The sequence below is a fragment of the Actinomadura meyerae genome (genome assembly GCF_900188445.1).
Lineage (GTDB): Bacteria > Actinomycetota > Actinomycetes > Streptosporangiales > Streptosporangiaceae > Spirillospora > Spirillospora meyerae.
On record NZ_FZOR01000027.1, the window covers coordinates 1 to 17,722 of the forward strand.

Genomic DNA, 17,722 nt, shown 5'->3' on the forward strand with positions numbered 1-17,722 from the left:
ATCCGATGCCTCAAACGCTACGTCGCCCGCGAGCTCTACCAGATCATCACCACAAACGATCTTAGACTCGCCGCTTGACATCCATAAGAGCATCCACGACAAGGAACGCATCCGATCGATATATCGGTGGCCGGTCATAAGCCTTTGCTAACGGGTTTGCTAACAGCGTCCTCAACGCCACACCGTCGATCGAGCAGACCCTGCTGGGCAACCCCCACGACGACGGCGTCCCCCTTGAGGAGAAGGTCGCGCGCATCAGGGCGAAGCTGGACGACTTCGTCGCCTCGGTCGCGGCACCCTTGTCAGGGTCGGGTCAGGCGGCTGCCTGGAGCAGATAGACGACTGCGAGGGCGGTGGCCAAGCCGCCCAGGGCCAGGCGTAGGGCGGTCTCGGGTAGCCGGGGTTGCAGGCGCGCGCCCACGTATCCGCCGACCAGTCCGCCGAGGCCGCAGCTCAATCCCAGCCGCCAATCCGGCGCGATGTCGCCCTGTGTCGTGAGCGAAAGCGCGGCGTAGGTCATGGCGCCGGTCACGGAGGTGAGGAAGGTCGAGGCGAGAGCGGCGGGCGCGACCTGCGCGACGGGCATGCCACGGCCGACGAGGATGGGGCCGAGGATGGATCCACCGCCGATGCCGTAGACGCCGCCGACGGTGCCGACCGCCAGCGAGAGCCCCACGATGAAGCGTTCGGACGGCTCACTCGCACGGTCAGCGCGCGGAGGGCGCATGGTGCGTGCGCACAGCCACAGGCCGAGCGGTGCGAGCAGCAGACCCACCAGGGCGCGAAAGGCGGTCGGGCCGGGCACGGCGAAGACCCGGATGACCGCTCCGACGACGACGCCGGGCAGGGTCCCCAGGATTAGCAACCGGGTCAGCGCACCGCTCAACTGCCCGCGCCGGTGGTAGCGCACCAGGGCGGCCGGGCCGGCGACCACGTTGAACAGGAGGTTCGTCGGCGTGACCGCGGGACTGGGCACATTGAGGACGCTCAACTGGACAGGCAGCAGGAACACCGCGCCCGACACCCCGACCGGCACCGTCACCAAAGCGATCAGCACGCCGGCCGCGAAGCCGAGCAGTTCAGCCTCTGCCGCCACCGTCACTTGGCGATCACCAACGCCACCATCCGACAAAGCATGCCTCATCGAGGTGCGGACGCTTCGGCGAGGGTCGGCCCAAGATGTGCATGGCACGCAGGGAAAGTTGGATCGGCGGTGAGTCGCAGTCCATGCGCCAGGGCCCTAGGGCCCCAAAACATTTTTGGCGTGTTGAGGTCTTTTAGCCCTGCCTGCAGATAAATCGGCTTCGGTAACTTTCCGCACGTTACCGAAGGGAGTGGATCGTGGCGATCAACGTCCGGAAAAAGGCTGCCTTCGTCGCTGCCGGCCTCGCGATGGCAACCGGGCTGGGGCTGGTGGCATACGACGCGGCGCCCGCTCGGGAGACCTGGCTGAGCGCCGGAAGCGGCAAGGCCGCTCAGGCGGCCGGAAGCCTGACCAGCACGCAGATCGCGGTCGGTGCCACCCGTGTCAGCGGGGACTCGGCGAACACGCCCGTCTACCTCATCAAGGGGTACCGGCGGAAGATCACCGACAAGGGATGCGCCGGCAAGTGGAGCGGCGCGGTGAAGGCGATGCGCGGCTGGGGCTGGAAGGGCAGGTTCCACCGCGTCGGCTACTACTCGACCGACAATCCGAAGAACTGCGTGCGGATCGCCAAGGGGTCGGCTGACACCTCCATCAAGGTTCTCGGCAGGAACCTGGCCCAGAACATCTACAAGAATTACTCGTCCAAGGGCCAGAGCGTCGATATCATCGCGCACTCCATGGGCGGTCTGATCGCCCGTGCCGCGATCGCCGGCTACCAGCGCCACGAGCCGGGCTGGCCGCCCAAGCTGCTGATCCAGGACGTGGTCACGCTCGGCACGCCGCACAAGGGAGCTTTCTTCTCAACGTTCTGCGGGGTCAACAGGCAGTGCCGGGAGATGAGCGGGACGAACTCGTTCCTGACCTGGCTCGGCCCGACGCTGCCCCAAGCCGACGGCGGCACCGACTGGACGCTGATCGCTACGGACCGGGACGAGGCGGTCAACTCCTCCAGCGCCGCGGCCGGGCTCATCGGAGCCCAGCACCGGGTGCTCTACGCGGCGATCGGCAGCCTCCGGCACAGTGACCTGCGCACAAGGGTGTCCGGCCACTACCGGCTGAACTACAGCCTCAACGACGCCAATTGGAAGCACATCCGGAACGGCGCACCGCCCGTCCGCGTGGCCATGGACGCCATCTACTGGTCCAACAAGTGGTGACCTCGGATTCCGAGGCGACCAGGCGAGCGCCGGAGCCCTGCACAGGGCCCGGCGCGGCCTGCGTTGTGCGCCACGAGCTTTCCGGGTGGCGATTCACCGCAGCCGGACGTCCCATATGCGATATCCGCCAGGGACCCCGCGCGCAACGTACCGCCGCCTAGCCATGTGCCACCCGACTCGCCCTCCCCTTTCGCCAGGTCACGAAGGCCCACGTCGCGAAGACCGAGGCGGCGCCCAGTGACAGCACCGGGACGAACAGTCCGTCGATCATCGGCCGTTCCGCGTCGACCGCGGTGAACTCCGGCCTGGACGGCGCATACCGTATCCGGACCCGTGTGCCGACCTTCGGCATCTCCACCCAGTCTTCCTGGCTGATGGAGGCCCGTACCCGTCGTCCCGTGGAGGTCGTGAAGACCACATCCGCGTAGTCCTTCGACTTGTGCCCGGTCCATCTCTTCACGACGACTCCGGACGTCTCCACGCCGTCTCGCGCCCGCAGCACCTCTTTGAAGATGAACACCGAGGCGATGAGGGTGAAGAACACGGCGACCGCCACGTACGGTGTCGTCGCTGGGAGCCGTATCGTCCGCCGAGGCTTCGGCTCGGGCGTCCGAAACCGTTTCTGATGCCGCCGCTCGAGAGCCGCCATCCAGGGTCGCTGGCCCATCGTGCCTCCCCGTTTCTCCTGTGACGTCCTCGGCCGGGAAGCCGTTTCCCAAGCCGGCGGGCATGTCCGTGTCCGGCCAGGACGGCGGCGTGGGGCGAACGAGTTCGGAGATGCGGCCGGAGGCACGCGGTAGGCGGCTCAGCCGGGGAGCAGGGTCCGTTGAGTTGGCGGGCCGGACGCGGGCGGGTGCTTACGCCGGTCATCCAAAACGCCCGGAATCTGCCGGAGGTCCGTACGCTTGGGTCATGCGGATTGTGGCGGTCGCCGATACGCACACCTTTCACGATGACCTCGCCGTCCCTGACGGGGACGTCTTCGTGCACGCGGGTGACCTGTGCCGGCGCGGCAAGGACCTCGGCGAGCTCGAGGACGCCGCCGACTGGATCCGCGACCTCCCCCACCGGACGAAGGTCGTCGTCGCGGGCAATCACGACTGGATGTTCCTCGACGCGCCCGAACGCGCCCGCGCCGTCCTGGCCGATCGCGGTATCCGCTACCTGGAGGACGGCGGGACGGAGATCGACGGCGTCACGTTCTGGGGCAGTCCCTGGCAGCCGGAGTTCAACGAGTGGGCGTTCAACCTGCCCCGGGGCCGTCCCCTCGCGGAGAAGTGGGCCCTGATCCCGGACGGCGTCGACGTCCTGGTCACGCACGGGCCACCGCTCGGAATCGGGGACGCGCACGCCTACCCCGGACGGCACGGGTGCGAGGATCTACTGGCCCGCGTGCGCCAGGTCCGTCCCAAGTTGCACCTGTTCGGGCACATCCACCAGGACGGGGGCCTCTGGCACCACGCGGAGACGACCTTCGCCAACGTCACCACGTGGGAGTGCGAGCGCGGCCCCACGGTCATCCGGCTGGACGACTCCGGGGTGGTGGGCGAGGTCGTGCCCCCGGCGCGAACCCTGGGCTGAACCCGGGCCTGACCTCAGACGTCGACTTCCGAGAAGCGGACGACGACGGTCTTCGGGCCGATCGATAGGACCCTGATGTTCAGGTTGGCCTCTTGGGCTTCGCTCTCGTCCGTCGAGACGGTGATCTGGGCGCCCGCGACGCTGAGGGTCACCCGGTCGGGCCGGGTGTCCAGGAGCTTGATGTCGCGGCCCAGAACGGTGGCTGTAGAAGAGCCTTCGCCGTCGAACCTCACCATGCAGGGGCCCTCGGCACGGCCGACGATGGTGCGGGCGCACTTGACCTGCGTGTCCTGCGTACCGCAAGCGCTCACCGACCCGAGAGCTAACAGGGCCAGGAGCAGAGCGGTCGATGGGGTCCACCGGGGAACGATCATTCGCCGAACCTAGCGACCGCAGGTGCAGATTCTTTGTGGCCCGCGTGTCGATTTCGCGGGGCGCCGTTCGTGTAGGAGGTGAGAGCGTCCACCGCGGCCGCGCGAGGTGCGCGGGCCGCCGCCGGGGAACGACGAGGTCACCGGGGTAGTGGACGCATTGAGGAGGAACCATGAAGCTCTACGCGCTGAACATGATCCAGCCGGTGGGCGATCCGCCGCCGCCGGAGAAGCTGGAGAAGGTCATGGCGGACATCGCGGAGATCCGGCGGGATCTGGAGCTGGAGGAGTCGTGGGTGTTCGGGCGGGGCTTCCACGGTCCCGAGACGAGCACCATGGTCCGGCCGCGCGGGGACGACTGCGTCGCGACGGACGGGCCCTGGACGGAGGGCAAGGAGCACATCGGCGGCATCACGATCATCCAGGTGGAGGATCTGGACGCGGCGCTGCGGGTGGCGGCCAGGTTCGTCAAGGCGACGGGACTGCCGATCGAGGTGCGGCCGTTCGTGGGCGAGGTGTGATCGAGCGGGTCTTCCGGGAGGAGCACGGGCGGGCGGTGGCCGTCCTGGTCCGGGCCTTCGGCGACGTCGACGTGGCCGAGGACGCGGTGCAGGACGCGTTCGCGGAGGCGGTCCGCAGGTGGCCGTCGGACGGGACGCCGCCGAGCCCCGCCGGGTGGATCATCACGACGGCGCGTAACAAGGCCGTCGACCGGCTGCGGCGCGAGGCGCGGCGGGCGGGGAAGCAGGCGGAGGCGGTGGTGGCGGTGCGGGAGCCGGTCGAGGAGGGCGCCGTGCCGGACGACCGGCTCAGGCTGATCTTCACGTGCTGCCATCCGGCGCTCGGCATGGAGGCGCGGGTGGCGCTGACGCTGCGGCTGCTCGGGGGCCTGACGACGGCGGAGATCGCGCGCGCCTTCCTGGTGCCGGAGAAGACGATGGCGCAGCGGCTGGTCAGGGCGAAGGCGAAAATCCGCGATGCGCGGATCCCCTACCGGGTGCCGGAGGAGCGCGATCTGCCCGAGCGGCTGTCAGGTGTGCTGGCCGTCGTCTATCTCGTGTTCAACGAGGGGTACGGCGGGCGAGCGGAGCTGTGCGCCGAGGCGATCCGGCTGGGGCGGGTGCTCCGGGAGCTGATGCCGGACGAGCCCGAGGTGCTGGGTCTGCTGGCGTTGATGCTCCTGGTCGAGTCGCGCAGGGCGGCCCGGGTGCGGGGCGGCGAGCTCGTCCTGCTGGACGACCAGGACCGGCGGTTGTGGGACCGCGGGCTGATCGAGGAGGGCCAGGCGATCGTCCGGCGCTGCCTGGAGATCGACCGGCCCGGGCGGTACCAGATCCAGGCGGCCATCAACGCGGTGCACGGCGACGAGGCGGCCGGGGCCACGCGGTGGAGGCAGATCCTGCGGTTGTACGACCAGCTGATGGCCGTGGCGCCGAGCCCCGTGGCGGCGTTGAACCGGGCCGTGGCGGTGGCCGAGGTCGAGGGTCCGGAGGCCGGTCTGGCGCTGCTGGACGGGCTCGGCCTCGGCCGGTACTACCTGTTCCACGCGGTCCGCGCCGATCTGCTGCGGCGGCTCGGGCGGGACGCGGAGGCCGCGGACGCGTACGGCGCGGCCATCGAGCGGGCGGAGAATCCGGTGGAGATCGCCTTCCTGGAGAGCCGGATCAGGCGCGTCCCGCCGGCTGCGGGACCGGCGCGGGCGCCTCGACGGCGGGCGGGGCCGGCCTCCGGTTGAGGGATTGGCCGGCGATCAGCGCGCCGAGCGCGATGGTGAAGCCGACCACCTGCCAGAACGTCAGCGTCTGCCCGAGGATCAGCAGGCCCGCGAGGGTCGCGACCATCGGGTTGGTCAGCCCGAGCAGGGACACCGAGGTCGGCGGCAGCCGGTCGATGCCGCGGAACCACAGCGCGTAGGCGATCGCGGTGCCGACGATGCCGAGGTAGGCGAAGCCCAGCACGTTCCCGGCGGTGACGGAGGCGGGGACGCCCTCGGTGAGCAGCGTCAGCGGCAGCAGGGCCAGGCCGCCGACCGTGAGCTGCCAGCCCGTCATGACCAGCGGCGATTCGGGGCGTCCCCACTTCTTGGCGAGGACGATCGCGACGGCCATGAGGGACGTCGCGGTGAGCATGGCGGCGATGCCGAGCGGGTCGAGGCGGGCCTCGGCGGTCAGCGTCAGCAGCGCGACGCCGCCGGTGCCCGCGAGCGCCGAGTACAGCACGGCGCGGGCCGGGCTGACGCGCAGGATGCCGAGCGACAGCAGCGCCACGACCAGCGGCTGGACGGATCCGATGGTGGCCGCGACCCCGCCGGGCAGCCGGTAGGCGGCGAAGAAGATCAGCGGGAAGAAGGCGCCGAAGTTCAGCATGCCGAGGACGATCGACTTCCACCACCAGTCGCCGCGCGGGAGGCGGCGTCCGGCGGCGAGCAGGACCAGCCCGGCGGGGAGGGCGCGCAGCGTGGCGGCGAGCAGCGGGCGGTCGGCGGGCAGCAGGGTGGTGGTGACGACGTAGGTGGTGCCCCAGCTCGCGGGCGCGAAGGCGGCCAGGGCCAGGTCGGACGCGTAGCGGCTGCGCGTCCCGGATGCCGCGGTGGCGGTCACGGGCGTTCACCTCGAACCGGACGATCCCAACAGGTACGCCAACATTAAGTATCTGAACGTTGAGATTATTCCCGTTGAGAGAGTTCGGTTTCGCCGGGGGGCGGGCGCGGCGTCTCAGGCGCGGAGGCGGCTGACCTCGTAGAGGGCGATCCCGGCCGCGACTCCCGCGTTCAGCGACTCGGCCTTGCCCGGCATCGGGATCGTGACGAGCATGTCGCACGTCTCGGCGACCAGGCGGCTGAGGCCCTTGCCCTCCGAGCCGACGACCAGGACGAACGGCCCGGACGCGATCTCCAGGTCGGCGACGGTCACGCCGCCGGCGGCGTCCAGCCCGGCGACGAAGCAGCCCGCCTTCTGGTACGCCTTGAGCTGGCGGGTCAGGTTGGTGGCCTGCGCGACCGGGCAGGTCGCGAGCGTGCCGGCGGACGACTTCCACGCCCCGGCGGTGACCCCGGCCGCGCGCCGCTCCGGCACGACGACGCCGCTCGCGCCGAACGCGGCGGCGGACCGGACGATCGCGCCGAGGTTGCGCGGGTCGGTGATGCCGTCGACGGCGACGACCAGCGGGGACGACCCGGTGAGCAGGTCGTCGGGGTGCGCGTAGCGGTACGGCTTGACCTGCAGCGCGATGCCCTGGTGGACGGCGCCGTCGGTCAGCCGGTCGAGCTCGTTCTTGCCGGTCTCCAGCAGCGGGATGCGCCGGTCGGCGGCGAGCTGGATCGACTCGCGGACCCGCTCGTCGGTGCTGGACATCACGTACAGCGCCGTGCCGGGGACGCCCGCGCGCAGCGCCTCGACCACCGGGTTGCGGCCCGTGACCAGCTCGGGGACCTCGCCGTTGGCGCGCCGCGCGCCGGCGGGACGGCTCCCGGCGGACGGTGCCGCGCCCTTCGCGCGCGCGCCGGGGCCGAGCGTCGGCGTGCCGGTGCGCTTGGCGTTCTTCACGGCGCGGGCCTTCTGGCGCTTGGCGTGCCAGTGCCGGTCCTCGGCCTTGGGGGTGGGTCCCTTGCCCTTGCGCTTGGCCATTCTCGGTTACGCCCCTCGCGACGGTTGCGTGCTCGCCCTCGCGGCTGCCGGGCGGCTCAAGATCTCAGCGGGACGGCACACTGCGGCGCACTCGGCCAACCCCCCGCGAACATCCGATTTTATCCGGTGCGCGGCGTCCTTCAGTCCCCGCGGACGATCCGGCCGTCCCCCTGAACGGACGCCCTGCTCAAGCCCGCTTCAGCTCCCAGCGCGGGCCCTGCGGGGTGTCCTCGACGACGATCCCCGCCTCAGCCAGGCTGTCGCGGATGGCGTCGGCGGCCGCGTAGTCCTTACGCGCGCGCGCCGCCTGCCGCTGCTCCAGCGCGACGGCGACGAGCGCGTCCACGACGGGACGCAGGTCGGCCTCGCCGGAGCGGTTCCACTGCGGCGACAGCGGGTCGATGCCGAGGACGTCCGCCATCGCCCGCACCGAGGCGAGGGCCGCGCGCACCGCCTCCTGGTCGCCGGACGCCAGCGCGCTGTTCCCCTCCCGCACCGTCTCGTGCAGCACGGCCAGCGCCTGCGGGACGCCCAGATCGTCGTCCATCGCGTCCTTGAACGCGGACGGCACGGAAGAGGCCGGTACAGAAGAGGCCGGAACGGCGCCCACCACTTCGGACGCCCGCGTCACGAAGCCCTCTATCCGCTGGTAGGCGGACACGGCCTCGGCCAGGGCGGTGTCGGTGTAGTCCATCAGGGAGCGGTAGTGCGCCGAGAGCAGGTAGTACCGCACCTCCACCGGACGGGCCTTCTCCAGCAGATCGGGCAGCAGGACCACGTTGCCGACCGACTTGCTCATCTTCTCGCCGTCCACGGTGAGGAGCCCGTTGTGCAGCCAGTAGCGGGCGAACCCGTCACCCGCCGCACGCGACTGGGCGATCTCGTTCTCGTGGTGCGGGAAGATCAGGTCGACGCCGCCGCCGTGGATGTCGAACGTCGGGCCCAGGTACTTGGTCGCCATCGCGGAGCATTCGAGGTGCCAGCCGGGGCGGCCGTCGCCCCACGGCGTCTCCCAGGACGGCTCGCCCGGTTTGGCGCCCTTCCACAGCGCGAAGTCGCGCGGGTCGCGCTTGCAGTCCTCGTTGGGGGTGTCGCCCGCCGATCGCATGCTGTCGAGCCGCTGGTTGGACAGCGCACCGTACTCGTCCGCCCACGACTTGACGTCGAAGTACACGTCGCCGCCCGCGGCGTAGGCGTGCCCCTTCTCGATCAGCCGGCGGATCAGCACGATCATCTCCGGGACGTGCCCGGTGGCGCGCGGCTCGATCGTCGGCGGCAGGCAGCCGAGCAGGTCGTAGCCCTGGTTGAAGACGCGCTGGTTGCCCTCGGCGACCGCGAACCACGGGACGCCCCGCTCCGCCGCCACCGCGAGGATCTTGTCGTCGACGTCGGTGACGTTGCGCGCGAACGTCACCTCGTAGCCGGACGCGCGCAGCCAGCGCAGCAGCACGTCGTAGATGACGCCCGAGCGGAGGTGCCCGATGTGGGGTGCCGCCTGCGGGGTCGCACCGCACACGTACATCCCCACGCGGCCCTCTTCCAGGGGCTCGAACGTGCGGGTGGTACGGGTGCCGGTGTCGTAGAAGCGCAGGCTCACAGGTTCAGGTTATTGGATCAGGCGTGCCGCGCGTCGCGCATCCGGCGAGGCGTGCGGCGCGGGATTCCAGGTAGCGGCGTTCCGGGAGGCTCGTCGTGCGCCGCGCCGCCTCCCGGTACGCCTCCCGCGCGGCGTCCGGGTCGCCGGCCGTCTCCAGCAGGTGCGCCCGGACGGCGGCGAGCCGGTGGTGCCCCGCCATCCGGGCGTCGCCGTCGAGCGTGCGCAGCAGCTCCAGCCCGGCGGACGGGCCGTCCACCATGGCCAGCGCCACCGCCTCGTTCAGCGTGACCATCGGGTTCGGGGACAGGTGCGACAGCAGCCGGTACAGGCTCAGGATCTGGCGCCAGTCGGTGTCCTCGGCCCGCGCGGCCTCCGCGTGCACGGCGGCGATCGCGGCCTGGAGCTGGTACGGGCCGGGCGGCGACCAGGTGAGGGCCTCGGTGATCAGCGCGGTGCCCTCCTCGATCGCGTCCCGCCGCCACAGCGTCCGGTCCTGCTCGGTGAGCGGGATCAGCAGGCCGCCGCGCCCCGTCCGGGCCGGGCGGCGGGCGTCGGTGAGCAGCATCAGCGCGAGCAGGCCCGCGACCTCGCCGTCCTCCGGCAGCAGCGCGCGCAGCGCCCGCGCCAGCCGGATCGCCTCCGCCGTCAGGTCGGCGCGCTGCAGGTCCGGCCCGCTGGACGCCGTGTAGCCCTCGTTGAAGACGAGGTACAGCACGTGCAGGACGGCCTTCAGCCGCGCGTCGCGCTCCCCGGCGGGCGGCATCGCGAACCGCGCCCCCGCCGCCTTGATCTTCTGCTTGGCGCGGCTGACCCGCTGCGCCATCGTCGCCTCCGGGACGAGGAACGCGCGCGCGATCTGCGCCGTGGTGAGGCCGCCGACCGCGCGCAGCGTCAGCGCGACCTGCGAGGGCGGCGACAGCGCCGGGTGGCAGCACAGGAACAGCAGTGCCAGCGTGTCGTCCCGGTCGGATGTCCGGTCCTCGTCCGGGCCCGGCACCGCCCCCTCCCCGGCGAAGACCGTGTCGTCCGCGAAGACGGCCGCCTCGCGGTCGCGCCGGGCCCGCTCGCTGCGCCACTGGTCGGTGAGCCGCCGGGTCGCCACGGTGAGCAGCCAGCCACGCGGATTGTCCGGAACGCCCTCCCCCGGCCACTGCACGGCGGCGGCGAGCAGCGCCTCCTGCACGGCGTCCTCGCAGGCGTCGAAGGCGCCGTGCCGCCGCACGAGCGTGCCGAGCACCTGCGGCGCGAGCGCGCGCAGCAGGTCCTCGACGGCCGGGGGCGTCCTCACATCTCCGTCCCGGCCTCGGTCATGACCGCCCGGACCTCCATGTGCCCGCCGTACCGGACGTCGGGCCAGCGGGAGGCGATCTCCACCGCGCGCTCCTCCGACTCGCAGTCGACCATGATGTAGCCGGCGAAGTGCTCCTTGGCCTCCAGGAACGGCCCGTCGGTCACGGCGGGCTGCCCGTCCCCCGCCCGGACGGTCTTCGTCGCGGCCGGGTCGGCGAGGGCGTTGCCCTGCACCATCTCCCCCGACTCGGTGAGCTCCGCCATGATCGCGTCGACCTCGCCGAACAGCGCCTCGCGCTCGGCCTCCGTCAGCTCCTCCACGAAGCCGGGACGGTTGTAGATCAGCAGCATGTACTTCACGGGTGCTCCCCTTCGCTCGCGGTTCCGGGCGGCCGCCGCGGCCGCTCGTCACAGAACGATCGGAACCGCGGCCGCGTTCTCGACATCCCCCGCCGCGATCCGCGGAAAAATTCTTCAGCGGAGTCCGCCGTCGTCGCCGAGGCGGTGGCACAGGGCCGCGAACACCGGCGTGTCCGGCACCTGGGAGGCGACCGCGACAAGGTCCGGACGGCCGGAATGGGACCGGACGGCCACCAGCCCGTTCTCGATCACCACGTCCTGGACGTCCTTCCACGGCAGGCGCTCGCCGTCCTTCTCGACGCCGTCGAGGTCCAGCGTGAACGGACCCAGCCGCACCGTCTCCCGGGCCCGCACCGCCGCCAGGAGGCGCGGGACGAGCCGGGCCGTCACCTCCTCGGCGATGGCGACGCCGAGCGTCCGGACGTCCGGGATGTCGTCTTCGAGGCGCAGCACGCGGCCGTCACGGGCCACGACCGTGAAGCGCCACCGGGTGCGCGGGCCGCCGCGCCGGCCGGAGACCGTGACCGACTCCAGCTCGTCCCACGCGTAGGCGGCCTCGCCGTCCGGCCCGGTGATCGAGAAGCCGCCCGTGTGGAGGCGCGCGACCCGGTGGCGGAGCCGGAGGGGGTCGCGTCCCGCGATCCAGCCGGCGGCGGCCGCGTAGCCCATCGCCAGCAGCAGCGCGGGGATCCCCACCCACCAGACGCGATCGCGCAGGTAGAGGACGGCGCCGGGGATCAGCGCCAGCGACGCCAGGCTCAGCAGGCACAGCCACAGCCAGGTGCGGCGGCCCGCGGCCCTGCCGTCGAAGGTCCGGATCGGCTCGCCCAGCCGATCATGAGGCGGCGCCACGCCGCGCTACCGGGCCCGCCCGGCCCGCATCCCGCCCACGAACCGGCCGTACGGCATCGCAGCCTCCTCTCGGGGTGTCGTCGTCCATACCGTACGTCTCTCCACTTATGGTGCACAGCGACAAAGTGATCACCAAGAAGTTGCGGTTCGGCGCGGTGCGGGCTGGTTAATCTCGGCTCAGGACCTCAGCCGCCCTCCCCCGGAACGAGACTCGATGCCAACTGATCGGACCCGGCCCGCCTACAGCCGCGGGCAGCGGCGGCTGCTGACCGCCCTCGCCGGCCTCGTCGTCGCCGCGCTCGCGGCCGGCGCGTACGTGCTCACCTACGGCGTGCTGCGCGAACTCGCGGTCGCCGGCGGGGCGGGCCGGCGCTGGGCGCCGCTGTACCCGGTGATGGCCGACACGCTCGTCGCGATGACGATCCTGTCGCTGGTCGTCACCCGGGGGGCCCGCTGGTGGACGCGGCTGCTGCGCTGGGCGCTGCTGCTCGCCCTCGTCGCCGGGGGCGCCGCGCTGCACGTCCAGCACTCGGTGTGGGGGTACGCGTCCCTGCCGGACGACGCCGTGAAGGCCGGGATCGCCGTGGCGCCGCACGTCATGCTGGTGATCGCGGTCTGGCTGTGGCTGACGATGTTCAAGCAGATCCGGGTGGCCCGGCCCACCGCCGACGACGGGGGTGCGCCCGCGGAGACGCAGCAGCGCGGCCACGTGAAGGTGCTGGAGCCGGCCGCGCCGCCGCTCGCCCTGGAGGCCCCCGCCGAGAGCGCACCGGAGCCGCACGCCCCCTTCACCGAGGGGCCGGACGAGCTCATCCCCTTCCCGCCGGAGGCCGCCGCCCCCGAGCCGGAGCCCGAGCCCGTCGAGCCGGAACCGCGCGAGCCGGAGCCCCACCGATCGGAGGCGCACGAACCGGCGGCTCACGAACCGGCGGCGTACGAGCCCCAGCGGGAGCCCGGCGGGTTCGGCGGCGGCCTGTACGCCGGGAACCTGTCGTCCGAACCGGCACCGCCGCTGGACGCGCTGCCCGAGCCCGCGCCGCCGCTGGACGCCCTGCCCGAGCCCCGGCAGCCGCTCGACCCCGTCCCGGCGCTGCTGCCGACGGACGTCGAGCTCGTCCGCGGCCAGGACCGCGAGGAGGCGCCGCAGCGGCCGGTCGCGGCGACAACCCGCCCCGACATCGTCGTGCCCGGCGCGGCCGGCACGCCCGGTGCGGCCAGCCGGCCAGGCGCGCCCGCGGCGACCGGTGGGGACGAGGACCTCCACGACCCGCCGCCCGCCGACCGCGCCGAGGACCCCGACGCCGGCGACCGCCCGGCCGCGGACTGGAACCCGCCGCCGTCCGGCAACTTCCGCAGCGGTCCCACCCCGCCCGCCGACTAGCGGCGCGGGTCCGGGGTAGGGGGGCCCGCATGAGCGCCCTACTCGCTCGGCTCCTCGACGACGCCGCGCTCTCCTCGCCGGACCCCGCCCCGCCGTCCGAGGCCCTGCCCGCCTACCGGGCCGCCGCCCGCGCGCCCGTCACCGGGCGGCTGCGCTGCCCCGCGTCCCGGTTCGGCGAGCTGCGGGCCCATCTCGTCCCGGAGGACCTCCTCGACCTCGTCCTCGTCGCCGACACCGGCCTCGAGGAGCTGCCGAGGGCGCTGGCCGCGGCGCACGCCGAGCCGCGCGTCCGGCCCCTGGACGTGGAGATCCCCGTGTCGGACGACGCCGACCAGGCGCGGGCCGTCGCCGTGGCGGTGGCGCGGCTGCCCGCGGGCGTCCCCGCGCGCGTCGAGGTGCGCTCCGCGCCCGGCTGGCGCGAGGCTTTGGACCGCATCGCCGCCGCCCGCGACCGCGGCATCCCCCTCGGCGCCGCGACCCGGACGGCCGCCACGGCGTTCATCGCGGCCTGCGCCGAGCGCCGGCTCGACTTCACCTGCACGGCGGAGCCGGGCCGCAGGGTCCTGAACGTTCTGCTGGCCGCCGCGCACGCCGCCGCCCCAGCCGGTACCGCCCCGGCCGGCGCCGCCGGGGAGCGCGACATCGCCCGGACCCTCGACCGCGCCGACGCCGCGGGCCTGGCCGCCGAGGCCCGGAGGCTCCCGGACGAGGCGGCGCGGGCCGCCCGGCGGCTGCTGGCCGCGGTCGGCGTCCGCCGCCCCGGCGCGGCGCGGGCCGAACTGCACCGGTTGGGCCTGATCGAATCGCCGGACACGGGGGAAGATATGTCTCCATGACGACCGAGTCGTGGGTTGAGGCGGACGAGGACGCCGGGTTCGGCATCGAGAACCTGCCCTACGGGGTGTTCGCGCGGCCCGGGGAGCTGCCGCGCGTCGGCGTGGCCATCGGCGACCGCGTCCTCGACCTGGCCGCGATGTCGGCGGCCGGGCTGGTCGAGGACCGCCACTACTTCGCCTCGGGCTCGCTGAACGCCTTCATGGTGGCGGGACGCGGCGCCTGGCGGGCGAACCGGGAGCGGGTGACCGAGTTGCTCACCGACGCGTCCTACCGGGACCGGGTCGAGCCGCACCTGCTCCCCGTCGCGGATGTGGAGCTGCTGCGGCCGTTCGAGGTCGCCGACTACGTCGACTTCTATTCGAACGAGTACCACGCCGTGAACGCGGGGCGGATGATGCGGCCGCACGGCGACCCGCTGCCGCCCAACTGGAAGCGGCTGCCGGTCGGCTACCACGGCCGCTCGGGCACCGTGTACCCGTCGGGGACGCCGATCATCCGGCCGTGCGGGCAGCGCCGCGCGCCGGGCGGCGGCGAGCCGTCCTACGGTCCGTCGCAGCGCCTGGACTTCGAGGCGGAGGTCGGGTTCGTCGCGGGCGTCCCGTCCTCGGCCGGCCGCGGCGTCGCCGCGGACGCGTTCCGCGACCACGTGTTCGGCTTCGTGCTGGTGAACGACTGGAGCGCGCGCGACCTGCAGGCGTGGGAGTCGCAGCCGCTCGGGCCGTTCCTCGGCAAGTCGTTCGCGACGTCGGTCTCGTCCTGGGTGGTGCCGGTCGCGGCGCTGGAGGCCGCGCGCGTCGAGCCGCCCGTCCAGGACCCGGCTCCGCTGGACTACCTGCGCTGCGCCGAGCCGTGGGGGCTGGACCTGCGGCTGGAGGTCCTGATCAACGGGCAGGTGGCGGCGCGGCCGCGGTTCGCGTCGATGTACTGGACGTCGCCGCAGCAGCTCGCGCACGCCACGGTGAACGGCGCGCCGCTGCGCACCGGCGACCTGTTCGCCTCCGGGACGGTCTCCGGCCCGGAGCGCGACCAGCGCGGCTGCATGCTGGAACTCAGCTGGAACGGCGAGGAGCCCCTCGAACTGCCCGACGGCACGAAGCGCACGTTCCTGGAGGACGGCGACACGGTCACGATCCGCGCCCAGGCGCCGGGGGCGGGCGGCTCGCGCATCACGTTGGGCGAGGTGACCGGCACCGTCCACCCGGCCCAGGGCTAGAACGCAGGGGCCGGGCCGCAGGGTCAGGGGCCGGGGGGCAGGACCAGGGCGGTCGCCACGGCGGCGAGGCCCTCGCCCCGGCCGGTGAGGCCGAGGCCGTCGGTGGTGGTCGCGGAGATCGTGACCGGGGCGCCGCCGAGGGCCTCGGTGAGGGTCTTCTCGGCCTCGGCCCGCCGCTTGCCGATCTTCGGGCGGTTGCCGATGACCTGGACGGCCACGTTGCCGATGGTGAAGCCCGCGTCGGTGACGCGGCGCGCGACCTCGGCGATCAGGTCGGTGCCGGACGCGCCGGACCAGCGCGGGTCATCCGTGCCGAAGACCGCGCCGAGGTCGCCGAGACCGCAGGCCGACAGCAGGGCGTCGCAGGCGGCGTGCGCGGCGACGTCGCCGTCGGAGTGGCCGGCGAGGCCGTGGCCCTCACCCGGCCATTCGAGCCCCGCGACCTTGAGCGGCCGCGGAGTGGACGAGAACGGGTGGACGTCGGTACCGACGCCCACCCGTGGAAGCCGTGTGCTCAATTCGGCCGGCCGCTCAGCTGGCCAGGACCTCGTCCAGCAGGGCCTCTGCCTTGTCCTCGTTGGTCTTCTCGGCGAGCGCGAGCTCGCTGACCAGGATCTGGCGCGCCTTGGCCAGCATCCGCTTCTCACCCGCGGACAGGCCGCGCTCCTTGTCGCGCCGCCAGAGGTCGCGGACGACTTCGGCGACCTTGTTGACGTCACCGGAGGCGAGCTTCTCAAGGTTCGCCTTGTACCGGCGCGACCAGTTGGTGGGCTCTTCGGTGTAGGGTGCGCGAAGCACCTCGAACACCTTCTCAAGTCCCTCCTGGCCGACGACGTCCCGGACGCCCACGTCCTCGACGTTCTCGACCGGGACCCGCACTGTCAGGTCACCCTTGTCAACCTTCAGGACCAGATAGGTCCTGTCCTCACCCTTGATGGTGCGAGTCTCGATGGCCTCGATCCGAGCAGCCCCATGGTGGGGGTAGACGACGGTGTCGCCGACCTGGAAAGTCATGTGACAAGTACCCCTTCCGCTAGAACCAGGGTAGCACGGAAACGAGCATGGCTGAACCGGCCTTCCAGACATATGCGCAGGTCAACCCGCATATTGGGGTATTGACAAAGCCCTTTAATGGTGCATCGGCGACCAGTTCCCCGCACTCAGTGTAGCCGGGAGATCACTGGGATCCCACCGAAACGCCATTACCGGTAAGGGGGCCGCGGTTACAAGCATCCGTCCCGCCGCGCCCGGCCACGCGTTCCATACTGGGAGGTGAACCAGCCGCGCGGCGCGGGTACGAAGCGCCCGGAAGGGTTGGAACTGGACGGCGGCCCGGGTGACGCGACCCGTTGAGGGAGGTGCGGCGTGAGGCCGGACGGCGGCGACCCGGAGCCCGACGACTACGGGCTCCCGCACGTTGACGTCGTCGTGCCCGATGACGCCCGCGAGCTCGAGCCGGACATGGCCGCCTACCACCGCGAGGAGCGGCGCCGACGGCGCCGCGCCCGGGTCCGGCGGCTCACCCGGCCGGTCGGCCGGTTCGGCGTCGCGATCCCGATCATCGCGGGCGCGCTGCTGGTCGCGCTGCTCAGCGGGGTGCTCATGACGGCGTTCGGCCCGCGCCCGGTACCGCGCCCGACCGGCGCGCAGCTCGCGCCCCGCCCGTCGGCGAGCCCCGGCGAGATCGGCGGGCTGCTGCCGGACCGGGAGGTCGGCACCGGCGCTGAGGGCGATGTGCGCACCCCGCTGCGCGACCTGCGCCCCGGCGTGATCGGCATCGTCCCGCCCGCGTACGAGTGCGAGAGCGTGGTGGCCGACCTCGCCGCCAGGACCTGGCAGTACAAGCTCAACTTCTGGCTCGTCGCCGACCCGCGCCCGGCGCCCGGGAAGAAGGCGACGCCGCTGAAGGAGCTGAAGGCGTGCGCGGGCACCGCCCACGGCGGCACGCCATTGATCCTGACGGACCGGGAGGGCGTCCTCGCCTCGGCCTACGCCCCCGCGCCCGGTACCCGCGGCCCCACCGGCACCGGCCTCACCGCCGTGTTCGTCCAGCCGGACGGCGTCGTCACCGAGATCGTCCGCGCCCCGCGGCCGGGCCCGGAACTCGCCGGCCGGGTCCAGGCGCTCGGCACCGGCTACTGACCCGCCGGCCGGACGGGCCGCGCGGTCCGCTCCGCGATTCCGCGACGAATTTCCGCCCCCGCCCGCGCATGGTCCGCGCGTGCGAGAGCATGATCAGGGCGTGTCGCCGACCCCGGGGAGGGGTTCGCGCCGGGGTCTCGCTACGCTTCCCCTGGCGTATCTCACGCC

The 17,722-nt window shown here is 72.7% G+C and carries 19 protein-coding genes; 8 read left to right on the forward strand and 11 right to left on the reverse strand.

Annotated features, from left to right (window positions below; all coding sequences use genetic code 11):
• Positions 1 to 313: 313 nt before the first annotated feature.
• Positions 314 to 1,102, reverse strand: a complete 789-nt coding sequence (locus tag CHF16_RS24960) for a sulfite exporter TauE/SafE family protein (RefSeq protein WP_245869177.1) — start codon at positions 1,100 to 1,102, stop codon at positions 314 to 316.
• A 239-nt stretch (positions 1,103 to 1,341) separates the two neighbouring features.
• On the opposite strand from CHF16_RS24960, the gene CHF16_RS24965 reads away from it, so the two are divergent.
• Complete coding sequence (locus CHF16_RS24965; RefSeq protein ID WP_089328566.1) at positions 1,342 to 2,304, forward strand: esterase/lipase family protein; 963 nt, start codon at positions 1,342 to 1,344, stop codon at positions 2,302 to 2,304.
• A 157-nt stretch (positions 2,305 to 2,461) separates the two neighbouring features.
• Here the strand turns inward: CHF16_RS24965 and CHF16_RS24970 are convergent, their stop codons facing one another.
• Positions 2,462 to 2,860 (reverse strand): DUF3592 domain-containing protein, encoded by a 399-nt coding sequence (locus CHF16_RS24970; protein ID WP_179271688.1) that lies wholly within the window; start codon positions 2,858 to 2,860, stop codon positions 2,462 to 2,464.
• A gap of 356 nt (positions 2,861 to 3,216) precedes the next feature.
• On the opposite strand from CHF16_RS24970, the gene CHF16_RS24975 reads away from it, so the two are divergent.
• Positions 3,217 to 3,885: a metallophosphatase domain-containing protein gene (locus CHF16_RS24975; RefSeq protein WP_089328568.1), complete on the forward strand. Its 669-nt coding sequence runs from the start codon at positions 3,217 to 3,219 to the stop codon at positions 3,883 to 3,885.
• A gap of 14 nt (positions 3,886 to 3,899) precedes the next feature.
• Here CHF16_RS24975 and CHF16_RS24980 read toward each other — a convergent pair whose 3' ends face one another.
• Positions 3,900 to 4,196 (reverse strand): hypothetical protein, encoded by a 297-nt coding sequence (locus CHF16_RS24980; RefSeq protein ID WP_143228109.1) that lies wholly within the window; start codon positions 4,194 to 4,196, stop codon positions 3,900 to 3,902.
• Positions 4,197 to 4,429: 233 nt separating this feature from the next.
• On the opposite strand from CHF16_RS24980, the gene CHF16_RS24985 reads away from it, so the two are divergent.
• Positions 4,430 to 4,777 (forward strand): YciI family protein, encoded by a 348-nt coding sequence (locus CHF16_RS24985; protein ID WP_089328570.1) that lies wholly within the window; start codon positions 4,430 to 4,432, stop codon positions 4,775 to 4,777.
• Complete coding sequence (locus CHF16_RS24990) at positions 4,774 to 5,991, forward strand: RNA polymerase sigma factor (RefSeq protein ID WP_089328571.1); 1,218 nt, start codon at positions 4,774 to 4,776, stop codon at positions 5,989 to 5,991. The genes CHF16_RS24985 and CHF16_RS24990 overlap by 4 nt, the downstream gene beginning before the upstream one ends.
• Here CHF16_RS24990 and CHF16_RS24995 read toward each other — a convergent pair.
• From CHF16_RS24995 to CHF16_RS25020, 6 genes are all read right to left on the reverse strand, one after another.
• On the reverse strand, positions 5,921 to 6,856 hold the full coding sequence (locus CHF16_RS24995) for an EamA family transporter (protein ID WP_245869180.1): 936 nt from the start codon (positions 6,854 to 6,856) through the stop codon (positions 5,921 to 5,923). The genes CHF16_RS24990 and CHF16_RS24995 overlap by 71 nt on opposite strands.
• A gap of 114 nt (positions 6,857 to 6,970) precedes the next feature.
• Positions 6,971 to 7,882, reverse strand: coding sequence for a 23S rRNA (guanosine(2251)-2'-O)-methyltransferase RlmB (gene rlmB, locus CHF16_RS25000; RefSeq protein ID WP_089328572.1), 912 nt, complete (start codon positions 7,880 to 7,882; stop codon positions 6,971 to 6,973).
• Positions 7,883 to 8,069: 187 nt separating this feature from the next.
• Entirely contained in the window at positions 8,070 to 9,479 is a 1,410-nt protein-coding gene (gene cysS / locus CHF16_RS25005) for a cysteine--tRNA ligase (protein WP_089328573.1), read from the reverse strand.
• A 4-nt stretch (positions 9,480 to 9,483) separates the two neighbouring features.
• Positions 9,484 to 10,767: an RNA polymerase sigma factor gene (locus CHF16_RS25010; protein WP_089328574.1), complete on the reverse strand. Its 1,284-nt coding sequence runs from the start codon at positions 10,765 to 10,767 to the stop codon at positions 9,484 to 9,486.
• Positions 10,764 to 11,120 carry a YciI family protein gene (locus CHF16_RS25015; protein WP_218826827.1) on the reverse strand — a complete coding sequence of 119 codons (357 nt, stop codon included), beginning with the start codon at positions 11,118 to 11,120 and terminating at the stop codon, positions 10,764 to 10,766. The genes CHF16_RS25010 and CHF16_RS25015 overlap by 4 nt, the downstream gene beginning before the upstream one ends.
• 123 nt (positions 11,121 to 11,243) lie before the next feature.
• Positions 11,244 to 11,981, reverse strand: coding sequence for a DUF6585 family protein (locus CHF16_RS25020; RefSeq protein ID WP_089328576.1), 738 nt, complete (start codon positions 11,979 to 11,981; stop codon positions 11,244 to 11,246).
• Between the two features lie 214 nt (positions 11,982 to 12,195).
• On the opposite strand from CHF16_RS25020, the gene CHF16_RS25025 reads away from it, so the two are divergent.
• From CHF16_RS25025 to fahA, 3 genes are read left to right on the forward strand one after another with little or no spacing between them, the layout of a single operon-like run.
• Positions 12,196 to 13,362: a hypothetical protein gene (locus CHF16_RS25025; protein ID WP_089328577.1), complete on the forward strand. Its 1,167-nt coding sequence runs from the start codon at positions 12,196 to 12,198 to the stop codon at positions 13,360 to 13,362.
• Positions 13,363 to 13,391: 29 nt separating this feature from the next.
• A complete protein-coding gene (locus CHF16_RS25030; protein ID WP_089328578.1) occupies positions 13,392 to 14,198 on the forward strand; it encodes a hypothetical protein in 807 nt (268 codons plus the stop codon).
• Entirely contained in the window at positions 14,195 to 15,412 is a 1,218-nt protein-coding gene (gene fahA / locus CHF16_RS25035) for a fumarylacetoacetase (protein WP_089328579.1), read from the forward strand. Before CHF16_RS25030 ends, fahA begins: the two co-directional genes overlap by 4 nt.
• A gap of 23 nt (positions 15,413 to 15,435) precedes the next feature.
• On the opposite strand, the gene ispF is transcribed toward fahA, so the two are convergent.
• Both ispF and CHF16_RS25045 read right to left on the reverse strand, forming a co-directional pair.
• A complete protein-coding gene (gene ispF, locus CHF16_RS25040) occupies positions 15,436 to 15,909 on the reverse strand; it encodes a 2-C-methyl-D-erythritol 2,4-cyclodiphosphate synthase (RefSeq protein ID WP_089328580.1) in 474 nt (157 codons plus the stop codon).
• A gap of 34 nt (positions 15,910 to 15,943) precedes the next feature.
• The gene (locus tag CHF16_RS25045; protein WP_089328581.1) at positions 15,944 to 16,426 is read right to left on the reverse strand and encodes a CarD family transcriptional regulator; all 483 of its coding nucleotides are present in this window, start codon (positions 16,424 to 16,426) and stop codon (positions 15,944 to 15,946) included.
• Positions 16,427 to 16,777: 351 nt separating this feature from the next.
• Between CHF16_RS25045 and CHF16_RS25050 the strand changes: the two genes are divergently transcribed.
• The gene (locus CHF16_RS25050) at positions 16,778 to 17,554 is read left to right on the forward strand and encodes a hypothetical protein (RefSeq protein ID WP_089328582.1); all 777 of its coding nucleotides are present in this window, start codon (positions 16,778 to 16,780) and stop codon (positions 17,552 to 17,554) included.
• Positions 17,555 to 17,722 lie beyond the last annotated feature (168 nt).

What these genes read in the sequence shown, in the direction of transcription:
- CHF16_RS24975 (WP_089328568.1), top strand. Translation starts at nt 3,217, where the DNA reads ATGCGGATTGTGGCGGTCGCCGATACGCACACCTTTCACGATGACCTC.
- CHF16_RS24985 (WP_089328570.1), top strand. Translation starts at nt 4,430, where the DNA reads ATGAAGCTCTACGCGCTGAACATGATCCAGCCGGTGGGCGATCCGCCG.
- rlmB (WP_089328572.1), bottom strand. Translation starts at nt 7,882, where the DNA reads ATGGCCAAGCGCAAGGGCAAGGGACCCACCCCCAAGGCCGAGGACCGG.
- CHF16_RS25015 (WP_218826827.1), bottom strand. Translation starts at nt 11,120, where the DNA reads ATGCTGCTGATCTACAACCGTCCCGGCTTCGTGGAGGAGCTGACGGAG.
- CHF16_RS25025 (WP_089328577.1), top strand. Translation starts at nt 12,196, where the DNA reads ATGCCAACTGATCGGACCCGGCCCGCCTACAGCCGCGGGCAGCGGCGG.
- CHF16_RS25030 (WP_089328578.1), top strand. Translation starts at nt 13,392, where the DNA reads ATGAGCGCCCTACTCGCTCGGCTCCTCGACGACGCCGCGCTCTCCTCG.
- fahA (WP_089328579.1), top strand. Translation starts at nt 14,195, where the DNA reads ATGACGACCGAGTCGTGGGTTGAGGCGGACGAGGACGCCGGGTTCGGC.
- CHF16_RS25045 (WP_089328581.1), bottom strand. Translation starts at nt 16,426, where the DNA reads ATGACTTTCCAGGTCGGCGACACCGTCGTCTACCCCCACCATGGGGCT.